This is a genomic window from Streptomyces sp. NPDC026589, from assembly GCF_040638385.1.
Classification (GTDB): Bacteria; Actinomycetota; Actinomycetes; order Streptomycetales; family Streptomycetaceae; genus Streptomyces.
Genome location: NZ_JBEZYG010000025.1, coordinates 1 through 14,597 on the forward strand (window position 1 = coordinate 1; position 14,597 = coordinate 14,597).

Genomic DNA, 14,597 nt, shown 5'->3' on the forward strand with positions numbered 1-14,597 from the left:
GTTGATAGGCCAGATGTGGAAGCCCGGCAACGGGTGGAGCTGACTGGTACTAATAGGCCGAGGGCTTGTCCTCAGTTGCTCGCGTCCACTGTGTTAGTTCTGAAATAACGAACGGCCGTGTTTTCATCCGGTGTTGGTTAATTTCATAGTGTTTCGGTGGTCATTGCGTTAGGGAAACGCCCGGTTACATTCCGAACCCGGAAGCTAAGCCTTTCAGCGCCGATGGTACTGCAGGGGGGACCCTGTGGGAGAGTAGGACGCCGCCGAACAATTTTTCCGGGAAAGCCCCGCACCTTTTGGTGCGGGGCTTTTCTGCGTTCACGACTCGATCGGCACCGGCGCCGAGGAGAATCAGAGGAACGCGAGCTGGAGCAGGCAGTTCCCCGGCTACTCCTCGACCGTAGAGCCGGCAGGGCAAGGCGCTGGGCTCTCCGTCAGAGACGCCCTGCCGCCTTCAGGGCCAAGTACGTATCGGCAAGCGTGGGAGCGAGATTCTCCGGAGTGGCGTCCACGACGACAACGCCGTGGCGGCGGAGCCTGTCGGCCGTGCGGCCGCGGTCGGCCTGGGCCTGCGCGGCGGCTGCCGCGTCGTACACGGAGTCCACGGTTCCCCGCGCGTGGGCCATTCCTTCAATCCGAGGGTCGGAGACCGCGGCCAGCAGAACGGTGTGGCGCTGGGTGAGTTGAGGCAGCACCGGGAGAAGCCCCTCCTCGATGGGGGCGGCCTCCAACGTCGTGAGAAGAACGATCAGCGAACCGCGAGGGGCGTCGGTGAGGGCGGCGTTGCTCAGGCCTCGGGCGTCCGTCTCGATGAGCTCGGGTTCCAGCGTGGCCAGGGTGTTGATGACGGTGGCCAGCACATTGCCCGTTGCCGTCCGGCCCTGGACCCGGGCTCGGACCTGGCGGTCGTAGGCGAGGAGGCTTACGCGGTCGCCCGCCCGGGTGGCGAGCGCGGTGAGAAGGAGTGTGGCGTCCATCGAGGCGTCCAGACGGGGGACGTCACCTACCCGGCCCGCTGACGTGCGGCCGGTGTCGAGGACGATCAGGATGTGCCGGTCACGCTCGGGACGCCATGTCCGGACCGCTACGGCGGACTGGCGTGCGGTGGCCCGCCAGTCGATGGAGCGGGTGTCGTCCCCGGGCACGTAGGCCCGCAGACTGTCGAACTCCGTGCCTTCACCGCGTGTCAGAACGCTGGTGCGGCCGTCGAGTTCCCGGAGCCGGGCGAGCCGGGAAGGCAGATGCTTGCGGCTGGTGAACGGTGGCAGGACTCGTACGGTCCACGGTGCCCGGTGCTGTCCTTGGCGTGCGGCAAGGCCCAGCGGGCCGTACGAGCGGATGGTGATGCGGTCGGCCTGCCGATCGCCGCGCCGGCTCGGGCGCAGAACAGTGACCAGACGTCGGCGTTCCCCGGCGGGAATCGCCAGCGTGTGGCGGGAAGCGCGACGTTCGGAGCCCGAGGTCCAGCTGCTGGGGGGCCAGGCGTCCCGCAGCTGGGCGCGCAGGCGCCGACGCGAGGTGTTGGTCACCGTCAGTTGCACTTCGGCCACGTCACCGAGTCGAACAGATGTGTCGCCGGATCGAGTGAATCGGAGCGTACGCACTGGCGCGGCCAGCGCATAGTCGCACAGTATTGCCAGTGAGAGCGGAGCGTTGACCGCAAGCATCCCGGCCCAGCTGGGAGCGAGGATGCCTACGGGGAGTGATCCCAGGGCGGCCAGCAACGCGGTACGTCCGGTGAGGGCCATGGTCACCGCCTCATCGGGGTACGGGGACGTGGGCGAGCACTGAGGCGATGACGGAGTCGGGGGTGACTCCTTCCATTTCCGCCTCGGGCCGCAGGTGGATGCGATGACGGAGCGTGGGGAGCGCCAGGGCCTTCACATCGTCCGGGGTGACATAGTCCCGGCCGGTCAGCCAGGCCCAGGCCCGGGCGGTCGACAGCAGTGCGGTGGTGCCTCGGGGGGAGACTCCGAGGGAGAGCGAGGGGGAATCGCGCGTGGCACGGCAGATATCCACGACATAGCCGGCGATCTCGGGGGAGACGGTGGTCTTCGCGACGGCTTCGCGTGCTGCTTCCAGATCGGCGGGCCCGGCGACGGGCCGTATCCCCGCGGCTTGGAGGTCGCGCGGGTTGAAGCCGTCGGCGTGACGGGTGAGGACGTCTATCTCATCCTGTCGTGAAGGGAGCGGAACCGTCAGTTTCAGCAGGAAGCGGTCGAGTTGGGCTTCGGGGAGGGGATAGGTGCCTTCGTACTCGACGGGGTTCTGGGTCGCGGCGACGAGGAAGGGGTCAGGCAGTGGCCGTGGCGTCCCGTCCACGGTGACCTGCCTTTCCTCCATCGCTTCGAGGAGGGAGGACTGGGTCTTGGGAGGAGTGCGGTTGATCTCGTCGGCGATCAGCAGGTTGGTGAAGACGGGACCGGGCTGGAACGAGAACTCGGCGGTGCGCGCGTCGTAGACCAGTGAACCCGTGACGTCACTGGGCATGAGGTCGGGGGTGAACTGGACGCGCTTGGTGTCGAGTTCGAGTGATGCGGCAAGTGCACGGACCAGCAGCGTCTTGGCCACGCCGGGTACGCCTTCGAGGAGTACGTGTCCCCGGCAGAGCAGCGCGACGACGAGTCCGGTGACGGCGGGGTCCTGGCCGACGACGGCCTTGGCGATCTCGGAGCGCAGAGCCTCCAAGGACGCGCGGGCGCTGTCGGACGGCTCCGGTTCCGCGGGCCTCACGGGGGCCGCTGTGGGCACCGTGGGCTCGGCCGGCTCGGGGGTCGGGGCGCTCATGAAGTGCGTACCTCTCTTTCGAGGGCGTCGAGTTGATCAGCGAGGAGGACCAGGGCGGCATCGGTGGAGGGAGCCGTACCGAAAAGGAGGGTGCGGAGGTCGTGGTCCGGGGTGGTGATGCGGGCGGACACGGCGGAGAGAAGGACATCAGGGGTGTGCGCATCACGGGCGGGCACTCCGGCGAGGGGGGCGATACGCGTGCGGGTGGCGGCTCGGAGTGCGTCGGCGGCACGGTCGCGGGCGTTGGCCTTGCGGTAGAGGAGCGAGCGGCCTTCGGCCGATTCGGATGCGCGGATGGCCACTGGTAGCCGTTCCTTCACCAGAGGGCCGAGTCGGCGGGCCCGCCAGACGGCGGCAAGGACTGCTGCAAGGACGAGTTGGAGCGTTCCCCACAGCCAGCCGGAGGGGATGAGGTCGAGGAAGCCGCTCTCGTCGGACGCGTCGTCCCTCGTGCCGTCCTCTGATGGGGCCTTGTTTCCGTCGCCGGGGGAGTCGTCGTCGGTTGTCGCGGATGGATCTGCGAGAGAGGGGAGGTACCAGACGAGATGAGGACGGGAGCCGAGGAGTTGCAGGGCGAGCGAGGCGTTGCCCTGCTTGTCGAGACGCTCGTTGTGGAGGAGGTCGGGGGAGCCGAGGATGACGGTGTCGCCTCCCTCTCCGGTCGGGAGGACGATCAGACTGGGAAGGCCTGCGGCCGGGTAGCAGGTGACGGCGCCGGCGTCCTGTGTCGTGTACCGGGTGCCGCCCATGTCCGCTGTGCCGGCCAGCCGGGCGGCGGGGAGCTCGCACGACGGGGCGAGAGCACTGACGGCCTGGTGCGGCGCGGCGTGGACGCCGGGGGCGAGCCGAGACGTGGCTTCCGGTCCCGGGGCGATCAGCAGGGTGCGCCCTGCGGAGGCGGAGGCCGCCGCGTCCAGTCGGAGCTGCTGCGACCGGGTCAGGAGATTGGGGCCGGCGACGAAGAGTGTGGTGTCGGGGCCGGTCGCGGCGGTGACTTCGTCGAGAGTGGTGGCGACGGTGACGGAGACGCCGCGAGCCTTGAGGAGTTCGGCCACGGCGCGGCTTCCCTTGGGGTCCGTCGAGCGGGGGTCGAGCTGTCCGTGGTTCGTTCCGGAACGTACGACGGCGAACGTGATGCCGGCGACGACGAGGATGAGGACGACGGCCAGGATGCCTCGGGCACGGGTCCACACCTGGCCGGGGGTGGGCGCTGTCGAGGTGGGGGAAGCGGTGGTCGCCGTGGTCATCCGGCGGCTCCTCGGGAGGTTCCGGGCAGCAGCGGCTTTGCCTCGTCGAGTTCGAGGTCGAGGGTGCGCAGGGACAGATATGTCGGCTGGTCCGCGGTGCGGCCCCCGTACGTCACGTCGTCGAAGGCCCGGGCGGCGGCGCGCAGCCGGACCCTGTGCTCGGGCAGGGCCCGGCCGGCTTCGGCTGCGGCTTCGTCCGCTGTGCGGCCGGGGCGTGGGTCGAGCAGGGCACGTTCCTCAAGGGACCGGACGACGGCACGCATGCGTTCCTGGACGGCCTCGGTCCAGCGCAGAGCCGTGGCGTGTGCCTCGGCGGTGGCGCGGTGCTGGGCCGCGCTGCGGGGGCCGTCGCTGTCGAAGAGAGCGTCCGGGCTCCGGGAGGAGCGTTGCGGGGTGCCGAGCCGCCACCAGAGGGCGGCGGCAAGGCCGAGGACGAGGACGACCAGGACCACGAGTCCGGCCGGGCCGCCGGGGGCGGCGCCCGCGGCGGCGTCGAACACCCCGGCGACCCAGTCCCAGAACTGGTACAGGGCGCGCTGGAGGAAGTTCGGGTCGTTCTCGTGGTACATGGGCTTGGACAGCTCGCTCTCCGCCGCCTCCCGTGCGGGGAGACGCGGAGTGTCCACGGGTATGTCGCCCGTTGCTGTGTCCCGCCGTGCTGTGGTGATGCCCCCCGCCCCCGACACCGCATCAGCTCCTGGGGGTGTCGGCGCCGTAGCCGGGCAGACCCGCGGCCCGTGCGAGGTCGAGGTCGAGTGCTTCGCGGCGGATGCGCTGGTCCACGTAGAGGAGGGCCATCACACCGGCGACGAAGGGGTAGATCAGTGTCGAGACGATCACTTCGCCGATGCCGGTGACGATCAGGAACGGCCAGCCGAAGGAAGGGGCGGTGCCGCTGAAGAGTTCGCTGACGTCGGTTCCGTCGGCGATCACCGCGATGACGCCGAACGGGATGGAGACGAGGAACGTCAGCAGGAAGGTCAGCAGCCAGGTCAGGGCGAGGATCCCGAAGGTACGCCACCAGGCGCCGCGGACCAGCTTCGCCGACCTGCGCAGCGCGGCGACGATGCTCTGTCGTTCCAGCATCAGGGCGGGGGCGGCGAGTGCGAAGCTGACGTTCAGCCAGAGCATCACGACGCAGGCGGCGGCGAAGCCGAGGAAGGCGAGTGCCGCTCCCGCCCCGGAGCCCAGCAGCAGGCCGGGGCCGATGCCCACGGTCATGATCGCTGCCATGATCAGGGCCACCAGCAAGGTCAGCCCGAGCAGCGGGAGGACCCGGGGGCGAGCCTCTGCCCAGGTGTCGGAGAGCGTGGTGGGACGGCCCAGGACCGAGCGGCTGATGACCACGGTGATGATCGACGCGGTGAAGAGCGTGGCGATCATCATGACGAGGGAGGCCGGGACCAGGGAGATCAGTGTCGACCGGGCGGAGTCGGTGGCCTGGCGGAGGGCCTCGGTGCCGGTGGCGTTCGGGTCGACGGAGGTCGGTTCCGGCAGCAGATAGCGCTGCATGAGGATGACGGCGATCTGGGTGACCACCGAGACCGCGAGGCTGAAACCGAGTGCGGTACGCCAGTGGGCGCGCAGGGCGGAGACGGAGCCGTCGAGGATTTCGCCGAGGCTCAGGGGGCGCAGCGGGATGACGCCGGGCTTCGCGGCCGGCGGCGGTCCTGCCCAGCCCTGGCGCTGCGGGCCACCGCCCCAGCCGGGGGCGGGAGGCCGGGCTCCGGGACGGCTGTCGGGGTTGCTCGGTGGGGACCACTGCCCTGGGGGCGGCTGCTCGGGGGACCACTGTCCCGTCGGGCCGCTTCCGTCCTGAGGTTCGGAGGGGCGGGGAATCGCCGTCTCCTTGCCGTCGGAGGGGGCAGATCCGGGCGACGCCCAGCCCGGAGAGTCGTTCATTCTCGCTCCTTCACCGTCCTGACCGCTCATCGGGGCGGCAGGTTGGCAGCCATCGTGCCACGCGTGGGTCCGGGGTGGACCAGCCGCTCTGTCTCCATGGTGCCTTCAGGTACGGGCGGCTCACCGGGCAGACTGGACGGATGGCTGATCAGGACGCGCAATCGACGGTGGGCTTCGAGCCTCCCGCGCTTTCCGTACTCCGCTGGGACGAGCTCCCGGAGGGTCCCGTGCTGGTGCTTCTCGACCAGACGCGGCTGCCCGCCGAGGAGGTCGAGCTGGTGTGCACCGATGTCCCCGCGCTGGTGCGGGCGATCCAGACTCTGGCGGTGCGAGGGGCCCCGCTGCTCGGGATCGCCGGGGGTTATGGGGTGGCGCTCGCGGCGGCGCGGGGCTACGACGTGGCGGAGGCGGCCGGTCTGCTGGAGCGGGCGCGGCCCACCGCGGTGAACCTCGGCTACGGGGTGCGGCGGGTGGCGGCCGCCTACGGGGAGGCCGTCGGCGAGGGGGCGGGCGACGAGGCGGCCGCCGCGGCGGCGCTGGCCGCGGCGCGGGCCCTGCACCGGGAGGATGCCCAGGCCAGCAGGCGTATGGCGGAGTACGGCGAGGCGTTGCTGGAGGAGCTGGTCCAGGGCGGCGGGTATCAGCTGCTGACCCACTGCAATACCGGGGCGCTGGTCTCCGGGGGCGAGGGGACGGCGCTGGCCGTGGCGTTGCGGGTGCACCGGAAGGGCCGGTTGCGACGGCTGTGGGTGGACGAGACACGGCCGCTGCTCCAGGGGGCCCGGCTGACCGCGTACGAGGCTGCGCGCAACGGTCTGGCGTACAGCCTGCTCACGGACAATGCGGCGGGGTCCCTGTTCGCGGCCGGGGAGGTCGATGCGGTGCTCATAGGGGCGGACCGCATCGCCGCCGACGGTTCGGTGGCGAACAAGGTGGGGAGCTATCCGCTGGCCGTGCTCGCGAAGTATCACCACGTGCCCTTCATCGTGGTGGCGCCGACGACGACCGTGGATCTGGAGACCCCGGACGGCACATCGATCATCGTCGAGCAGCGCCCCGGGCGAGAAGTGACGGAGCTCACATCGTGGCAGGGTGTATCGGCCGACGGTGGAGGAGGGATGGTCGTCGCACCCCTCGGGGCCCCGGCGTACAACCCGGCCTTCGACGTCACACCCCCGGAACTGATCACGGCGATCGTCACCGAGGAGGGCGCTGTTTCGCCGGTCACGGGGGCCGGACTGGCAGAGCTGTGTGCCAGGTCATCGCAGGTAACGATTAGCTAATGGGATGATGTCGATTATGAAGGGACGCGTCCTTGTCGTCGACGACGACACCGCACTGGCCGAGATGCTCGGGATTGTGCTGCGTGGAGAAGGTTTCGAGCCGTCGTTCGTAGCGGACGGCGACAGGGCACTGGCCGCATTTCGTGAGGCCAAGCCGGACCTGGTGCTGCTCGACCTCATGCTGCCCGGAAGGGACGGCATCGAGGTGTGCAGGCTGATCAGGGCCGAGTCCGGTGTGCCGATCGTCATGCTCACTGCCAAGAGCGACACCGTCGATGTGGTGGTGGGCCTGGAATCAGGGGCCGACGACTACATCGTCAAGCCGTTCAAACCTAAGGAGTTGGTTGCCCGGATCAGGGCACGTCTGCGGCGGTCCGAAGAGCCCGCGCCGGAACAGCTGACCATCGGTGACCTGGTCATCGACGTGGCAGGCCACTCCGTGAAGCGGGAGGGGCAGTCCATCGCCCTGACCCCGCTGGAGTTCGACCTGCTGGTCGCGCTCGCCCGCAAGCCGTGGCAGGTCTTCACCCGTGAGGTCCTGCTGGAACAGGTGTGGGGTTACCGCCACGCGGCCGACACCCGCCTGGTGAATGTGCATGTCCAGCGTCTGCGTTCCAAGGTCGAGAAGGACCCGGAACGGCCGGAGATCGTCGTGACGGTCCGAGGCGTCGGCTACAAGGCCGGACCGAGCTGAGGTGCCCCGAGGCAGCGTCGCTCCGGGGCCCGGCGAGCCGGGAGTCCGTACGGAGCGGGCTGCCGGCCCGGGACGGAAGGCGTCACGTATGAGCCGTTTCCTGCAGGGCGGCCGGCTGTTCGAGGACCGGACGCCCGGCGGGCCCGTACCGCGGTTGCTGATGCGGTGGGTACGCCGCCCGTTGCTGCCCGCCGTCCGGTTGTGGCGGCGCAATCTGCAGCTCCGCGTCGTCGCGGGCACCCTGCTGATGTCGATCGGCGTCGTGCTGCTGCTCGGCTTCGTCGTCATCGGCCAGGTGCGCAACGGCCTGCTCGACGCCAAGGGCAAGGCCGCCCAGACCCAGGCCGTCGGCGGCTTCGCCGCGGCCCAGGAAAAGGCCAACGTCCCCCTTGCCCCCGACGGCCAGGGGAGCGAGCCCACCGACGGCATGACCGGCAGCACCTCCTGGCGCACCGAGCTCGTCGACCAACTCGCCAGCGGTGGCAAGAACGCCTTCAACGTGGTGGCGCTCAGCGTCGACTCGGTGGCGGAGGGCGCGAGCAGCCGTGCCGCGCGCGGTTCCGGCAGCGTCGAGGCGTCCAGCGTCCCTGAGCGCCTGCGGCAGAAGGTGAGCGAGGGGCAGGGCGCGTTCCAGACGTACTCCCGGATCCGGTACTCGTACGGCAGTGAGGCGCAGCCCGGCCTCGTCGTCGGCAAGCGGCTCTACGACATCGATCAGCAGCCCTACGAGCTGTACTACCTCTTCCCGCTCACGCAGGAGGAGAAGTCCCTGACACTGGTCAAGACGACCCTGGCGACCGCCGGACTGTTCGTCGTCGTGCTGCTCGGGGCCATCGCCTGGTTCGTGGTGCGGCAGGTCGTCACGCCGGTGCGGATGGCCGCCGGCATCGCCGAGCGACTCTCCGCCGGCAAGCTCCAGGAACGGATGAAGGTCACCGGTGAGGACGACATCGCCCGGCTAGGCGAGGCCTTCAACAAGATGGCCCAGAACCTCCAGCTGAAGATCCAGCAGCTGGAGGAGCTCTCCCGGATGCAGCGGCGCTTCGTCTCCGACGTATCGCACGAGCTGCGGACCCCCCTCACGACCGTCAGGATGGCCGCCGACGTCATCCACGAGGCGCGTGCCGACTTCGACCCCGTCACCGCGCGCTCCGCCGAACTGCTCGGCGACCAGCTCGACCGGTTCGAGTCGCTGCTCGCCGATCTGCTGGAGATCAGCCGGTTCGACGCGGGCGCCGCGGCCCTGGAGGCCGAGCCGATAGACCTGCGGACCGTGGTGCACCGGGTGATCGGTGGCGCCGAACCGCTCGCCGAGCGCAAGGGCACCCGGATCCTGGTCGTCGGCGACGAACAGCCGGTGATAGCCGAGGCCGACGCACGCCGTGTCGAACGCGTCCTGCGCAACCTCGTGGTGAACGCCGTCGAGCACGGTGAGGGCCGGGACGTCGTGGTGCGGATGGGCGTGGCGCAGGGCGCGGTCGCCGTGGCCGTCCGGGACTACGGGGTCGGGCTCAAGCCCGGCGAGGCGACCCGGGTCTTCAACCGGTTCTGGCGTGCGGACCCGGCGCGGGCCCGGACGACCGGCGGGACGGGTCTCGGTCTGTCGATCGCCGTGGAGGACGCCCGGCTGCACGGCGGCTGGCTGCAGGCCTGGGGCGAGCCGGGCGGCGGCTCCCAGTTCAGGCTGACCCTGCCGCGTACGGCGGACGAGCCCCTGCGCGGTTCGCCGATACCGCTGGAGCCCGAGGACTCGCGGCGCAACCGCGGCAACCGGGAACGCGACGAGGCCGGAGCGGGCGCGTCGGACGACCACCGGCTGATGTCCGTGCCGCCCCAGCCCGGGGCCGGCGAGCGTTCGCCGCTGCCCGTGCCCGGTCGCGGCCCCGTCGTCCGCAACGGCGCCCCCTCGTCGGTGCACCCCGCCGCGCTGCCCGGCAACGGGGCACGTGTCGTGGCGCGCCCGGCCCAGGAGCGCCCCGGTGGGCGTTCGGGCAACGGCGTACTCGATTCCGACCAGGAGGACACCACTCGTGGGTACTGACCGCGGTCCGGGCGGCCGAGGACGGGCGGTGCGGAGGGTCGCGCTGCTGGGATGCGGCGTCGTCGTGCTGGCCGGGTGCGGCTCGATGCCGGTGACCGGGGACGTCAAGGCGGTCGACGCCTCACAGCCCGGGGACTCCCAGGTCCAGGTGTACGCGGTGGCACCCCGGGAAGGCGCGGCGCCCAGCGAGATCGTCGACGGCTTCCTGGAGTCGATGACCAGTGACGATCCCGCGTTCGCGACCACCCGGAAGTACCTGAGCGCCGACGCCCGGCGCACCTGGCAGCCGGGCGGGGGCATCACGGTGCTCGCCCAGGCCCCCAACCGCAGTGGCCCGCTGCTCCACGACGAGGCCGACCGGGCCACCCGGGACAAGGCGACGACCTACACGCTGACCGGCGAGAAGGTGGCGGCGGTCGACGCCCAGAGTTCCTACCGTCCCCTCGCGCCCAGCGACTACGCCCAGGCCCTGCACCTGGTGCGGGAGAAGGGGCCCGACGGGAAGCAGGAGTGGCGCATCGACGTCGTGCCGGACGGCCTGGTCCTCGGTCAGTCCGACTTCAAGCGCCTCTACCGCTCCGTGAACAAGTACTTCTTCGCCACCGGGCGTACGAGCGGCCGGTCGACACTCGTCGCTGACCCCGTCTACGTGCGCAACCGTGCGGATCCGGTCACGCGCATGGACACCGCCACGCAGGCCGTCAGGACGCTGCTCGCCGGTCCGACGAACTGGCTGCGGCCCGTGGTCGACTCCCGGTTCCCGACGGGCACCGCCCTGCGCAAGGGCATCATCGCGCTGCCGTCGGACGATCAGAACGTCCTGAAGGTGCCGCTCAACCACAAGGCCGACAAGGCGAGCCCCAGCGCCTGCCGGATGATGGCCGCGCAGGTGCTGTTCACGCTCAAGGACCTGACCCCGGCACGGGTCGAGCGGGTCGAGCTGGAGGGCGGCGAGGGCGCCCAGCTCTGTGGACTGGACGCCGACGACGCGCCGGATTTCTCCGCCGACAACGGCTCCGACGAGGCCGACAGCCAGTACTTCATCAACGACAAGGGTCAGGTTGAGCGGATCCCCGGCGCCACCGACGGCACCGGAACGCCCGAGCCCGTGACCGGCCCGCTCGGCGCGGGCGCCGTGCCGATGAGCGCCGTCGGGGTGGCCCGGGACGAACGACGGGCCGCCGCGGTCTCCTCCCACGGGCAGGACCTCTACGTGTCCTCCCTGGAGGCGGAGAGCAGTGAACTGACCGACCCCCTCGTCAGCAGCAAGGCGAAGAAGGCCGCCGACCGGCTGTCGTCGCCGAGCTGGGACGGCCGCGGCGACCTGTGGGTCGCCGACCGCGATCCGGCCGGTCCCAGGCTGCTGCGGCTGACCGGGGGCGCGGGCGATCCGCAGGAGGTCCGGGTGCCGGGTCTCGACGGCGCCCGCATCGAGGAGCTGCGGATGTCCGCGGACGGGGTGCGGATCGCGCTGCTGCTGAGGAAGGACGGCCGTACGACGCTGAGCATCGGCCGGGTCGAGCGCCGGGGCTCCTCGGTGGCCGGCGAGATCTCGGTCGAGGACCTGCGGCAGGCCGCACCGCAGCTCACGGACGTGACGGCCATCTCCTGGTCCGGGCGCAGTCGGCTGGTGGTCGTGGGCAAGGAGGAGGGCGGTGTCCAGCAGGTGCGTTACGTGCAGGCGGACGGCTCCACATCGGCCTCGGGGTCGTTGCCCGGGGTGAACCAGGTCCAGTCGGTCGCCGCTGCGGACGACGAACTGCTTCCGCTGATGGCGGAGACCGTCGGCGACGGCATAGTGAAGCTCTCGCCCGGGGACAACTGGCAGACGGTTCTCCAACAGGGCACGTCGTTGGTCTACCCCGGCTGATCCGGCAGCGGACCGGGATCCGCCGGGCGTCCGGGGTTTTCCACAGGGGTGGCCCGGTCCCGGCGGCCCCGGCACAGTGGGGCCATGCGGAACGCGTGGCAGGAACTGTCCGGTCTGCTTCTGCCGGTGGCCTGCGCCGGCTGCGGCAGGCCGCGCACCGAGCTGTGCACCGCCTGCGGGGCCGCGTTGCACGGTGCGCCCGCCCGCCCGGTCCGGCCCTCGCCGCGGCCCCCGGGGCTTCCGCCGGTGTACGCGGCCGCGCCGTACGAGAACGCCGTACGCGCGGTTCTGCTGGCCCACAAGGAGCGGGGCGCCCTGGGGTTGGCCGGGGCGCTCGGCCGGGCCCTGGCGGGTTGTGTACGGGCCTGGGCGGGGCGGCCGGGCGGTGCGGGCCCTCTTCTGCTGGTCCCGGTGCCCTCCGCGCGCTCCTCGACCGCGGCGCGTGGCCATGACCCGGTGCGCAGGATCGCTGCCACGGCCGCGCGGGACCTGCGGCGCGAGGGACTGCCGGCCGAGGTGCTTCCGCTGTTGCGGCAGCGGCGTGCGGTCGCCGACCAGGCCGGTCTCGGGGCGCGGCAGCGGCGGGCGAACCTGGCCGGCGCGCTGGAGCTCACGGCAGGGGGAGGGCGGCTCCTCCGGCACGGCCGGGTGATCCTGGTCGACGATCTGTTGACGACGGGATCGACGCTGGCGGAGGCGGCGCGGGCCGTCTGCGAGGCGCGCGGCGCCGGTCCGGAGCCCTCCGTGCACGGAGGGTGCCGGGCGGCGGTCGTCGCAGCCTCTCCCTCCGCCTTCGAAATAAACCGGAACTGACCGAGAACCCGCATCGTTGCAGGTAATGAGAGGGCAGTACCCCCTGAACGGAGGTACGTGCCAGTAGCGGGTGCCGAGACCCTGGTGCGCAGGCTATGTTCGGTTGTGAGGAACGGTGAATGCCGGACCTCGATGAATGCACCATCAGGTTTCGGGCAGGTAACTCACCGGTAGGAGAAGCACGCGAGTCGGTGGGGTTGCGACCCTTCCGACGGGGGAGGAGGAGGCGAAAGTCACCGAGTCCGAGGCCCTGGTGATCTCCGGGGCCTGGTGCAAAAGGGAGATGCTCCGCCGCTGAGCGGAGCGATCCGGGAACGGAGTTCTGCGTGGACATCGTCGTCAAGGGCCGCAAGACCGAGGTGCCCGAGCGGTTCCGCAAGCACGTGGCCGAGAAGCTGAAGCTGGACAAGATCCAGAAGTTCGACGGCAAGGTGATCAGCCTCGACGTCGAGGTGTCCAAGGAGCCGAATCCCCGTCAGGCCGACCGTTCCGACCGGGTGGAGATCACGCTCCGCTCCCGGGGGCCGGTCATCCGGGCGGAGGCGGCGGCAGGCGACCCTTACGCAGCGCTCGACCTGGCCACCGGAAAGCTGGAGGCCCGGCTGCGCAAGCAGCACGACAAGCGCTACAGCCGCCGAGGCAACGGCCGTCTGTCGGCTGCCGAGGTCGGGGACGTGGTCCCCGGCGTCGCTTCGTTCGACGAGGACGGTGAACTGGTCGGCGACCAGCCGTCGGAGCCCGTCCCCACCACGAAGATCGGCTCGCTCGAAGTGCAGGGCGAAGGGCCGCTCGTGATGCGCGAGAAGACCCACACCGCCGCACCGATGTCGCTCGACCAGGCGCTCTACGAGATGGAACTGGTCGGCCACGACTTCTACTTGTTCGTCGACTCCGAGACGAAGGAGCCCAGTGTCGTCTACCGACGGCACGCCTACGACTACGGCGTCATCCACCTGAGGACCGACCCGCTCGCCGCGGACGAAGCAGGCGGCGCGGGCGGTGCGCTTGGCGGCTGAGGCTACAGCGTCGGGGTGCCCCCGGGGCGTTTTCGCGCCACCGGGGGCACCCTCGCACGGGCGCAGGACCACCGTGCCGGTGGCCGGGCATGGAATCATGGCGGCCCGAGCCAATCGGTGTTCTGTGAAGTGCCGTTGGCGAACGACCGACACTTCAGGCCGTGGCCTTCAGGGGGAGGAACGATGGCGGACACCTTCGGGCCCGTGCGCGATGCGAATGACTCCGGCGACGACACCGGTGCGTGCACCGGCAGCGGGGCGGACGGCGCTTCACGCAAGGAGCCCATCAGGGTCCTCGTGGTCGATGACCACGCGCTCTTCCGCAGGGGCCTGGAGATCGTCCTCGCCCAGGAGGAGGACATCCAGGTCGTCGGCGAGGCCGGGGACGGCTCCGAGGCGGTCGACAAGGCCGCCGACCTGCTGCCCGACATCGTTCTGATGGATGTCCGGATGCCCAAGCGCGGCGGCATCGAGGCCTGTACGGCCATCAAGGAGGTGGCCCCCAGCGCGAAGATCATCATGTTGACGATCAGTGATGAGGAGGCCGACCTCTACGAGGCGATCAAGGCGGGCGCGACCGGCTACCTCCTCAAGGAGATCTCCACCGACGAGGTCGCCACGGCCATTCGCGCGGTCGCCGACGGGCAGTCCCAGATCAGCCCCTCCATGGCTTCGAAGCTGCTCACCGAGTTCAAATCGATGATCCAGCGCACCGACGAGCGGCGGCTCGTTCCGGCGCCCCGGCTCACCGAACGCGAGCTGGAAGTGCTGAAACTCGTGGCGACCGGCATGAACAACCGGGATATCGCCAAGGAGTTGTTCATTTCCGAGAACACGGTGAAGAACCACGTCCGCAATATCCTGGAGAAACTGCAGCTGCACTCACGGATGGAAGCCGTGGTCTACGCCATGCGCGAGAAGATCCTGGAGATCCGGTAGCGGAC

12 protein-coding genes and 2 rRNA genes are annotated in these 14,597 nt (G+C 70.5%); 9 read left to right on the forward strand and 5 right to left on the reverse strand.

What is annotated here, in order from left to right; all coding sequences use genetic code 11:
- Together AB0F29_RS32705 and rrf are read left to right on the forward strand one after the other, a co-directional pair.
- A 23S ribosomal RNA gene (locus AB0F29_RS32705) occupies positions 1-73 on the forward strand; the annotation flags it as partial.
- Between the two features lie 79 nt (positions 74-152).
- A 5S ribosomal RNA gene (rrf, locus tag AB0F29_RS32710) occupies positions 153-269 on the forward strand.
- A gap of 165 nt (positions 270-434) precedes the next feature.
- Here rrf and AB0F29_RS32715 read toward each other — a convergent pair.
- The 5 genes from AB0F29_RS32715 to AB0F29_RS32735 are packed head-to-tail and all read right to left on the reverse strand — an operon-like array spanning position 435 to position 5,936.
- Positions 435-1,748, reverse strand: coding sequence for a DUF58 domain-containing protein (locus AB0F29_RS32715; RefSeq protein WP_361879838.1), 1,314 nt, complete (start codon positions 1,746-1,748; stop codon positions 435-437).
- 10 nt (positions 1,749-1,758) lie between these two features.
- Complete coding sequence (locus AB0F29_RS32720) at positions 1,759-2,787, reverse strand: MoxR family ATPase (protein WP_361879841.1); 1,029 nt, start codon at positions 2,785-2,787, stop codon at positions 1,759-1,761.
- On the reverse strand, positions 2,784-4,034 hold the full coding sequence (locus AB0F29_RS32725) for a DUF4350 domain-containing protein (RefSeq protein ID WP_361879844.1): 1,251 nt from the start codon (positions 4,032-4,034) through the stop codon (positions 2,784-2,786). Before AB0F29_RS32725 ends, AB0F29_RS32720 begins: the two co-directional genes overlap by 4 nt.
- Positions 4,031-4,720, reverse strand: coding sequence for a DUF4129 domain-containing protein (locus AB0F29_RS32730; protein ID WP_361879846.1), 690 nt, complete (start codon positions 4,718-4,720; stop codon positions 4,031-4,033). Before AB0F29_RS32730 ends, AB0F29_RS32725 begins: the two co-directional genes overlap by 4 nt.
- 4 nt (positions 4,721-4,724) lie before the next feature.
- Positions 4,725-5,936, reverse strand: a complete 1,212-nt coding sequence (locus tag AB0F29_RS32735; RefSeq protein WP_361879849.1) for a hypothetical protein — start codon at positions 5,934-5,936, stop codon at positions 4,725-4,727.
- A gap of 140 nt (positions 5,937-6,076) precedes the next feature.
- On the opposite strand from AB0F29_RS32735, the gene mtnA reads away from it, so the two are divergent.
- From mtnA to AB0F29_RS32770, 7 genes are all read left to right on the forward strand, one after another.
- The gene (mtnA, locus tag AB0F29_RS32740) at positions 6,077-7,219 is read left to right on the forward strand and encodes an S-methyl-5-thioribose-1-phosphate isomerase (protein WP_361879852.1); all 1,143 of its coding nucleotides are present in this window, start codon (positions 6,077-6,079) and stop codon (positions 7,217-7,219) included.
- A gap of 4 nt (positions 7,220-7,223) precedes the next feature.
- Entirely contained in the window at positions 7,224-7,913 is a 690-nt protein-coding gene (mtrA, locus tag AB0F29_RS32745; protein WP_199787808.1) for a two-component system response regulator MtrA, read from the forward strand.
- An 88-nt stretch (positions 7,914-8,001) separates the two neighbouring features.
- Positions 8,002-9,954: an MtrAB system histidine kinase MtrB gene (mtrB, locus tag AB0F29_RS32750; protein ID WP_361879855.1), complete on the forward strand. Its 1,953-nt coding sequence runs from the start codon at positions 8,002-8,004 to the stop codon at positions 9,952-9,954.
- Positions 9,955-9,982: 28 nt separating this feature from the next.
- On the forward strand, positions 9,983-11,824 hold the full coding sequence (locus AB0F29_RS32755; RefSeq protein ID WP_361880096.1) for an LpqB family beta-propeller domain-containing protein: 1,842 nt from the start codon (positions 9,983-9,985) through the stop codon (positions 11,822-11,824).
- A gap of 84 nt (positions 11,825-11,908) precedes the next feature.
- Complete coding sequence (locus AB0F29_RS32760) at positions 11,909-12,637, forward strand: ComF family protein (RefSeq protein ID WP_361879858.1); 729 nt, start codon at positions 11,909-11,911, stop codon at positions 12,635-12,637.
- A 326-nt stretch (positions 12,638-12,963) separates the two neighbouring features.
- A complete protein-coding gene (gene raiA / locus AB0F29_RS32765) occupies positions 12,964-13,653 on the forward strand; it encodes a ribosome-associated translation inhibitor RaiA (protein WP_003968752.1) in 690 nt (229 codons plus the stop codon).
- A 183-nt stretch (positions 13,654-13,836) separates the two neighbouring features.
- A complete protein-coding gene (locus AB0F29_RS32770; protein WP_361879860.1) occupies positions 13,837-14,592 on the forward strand; it encodes a response regulator transcription factor in 756 nt (251 codons plus the stop codon).
- The last annotated feature ends 5 nt before the right edge of the window (positions 14,593-14,597 follow it).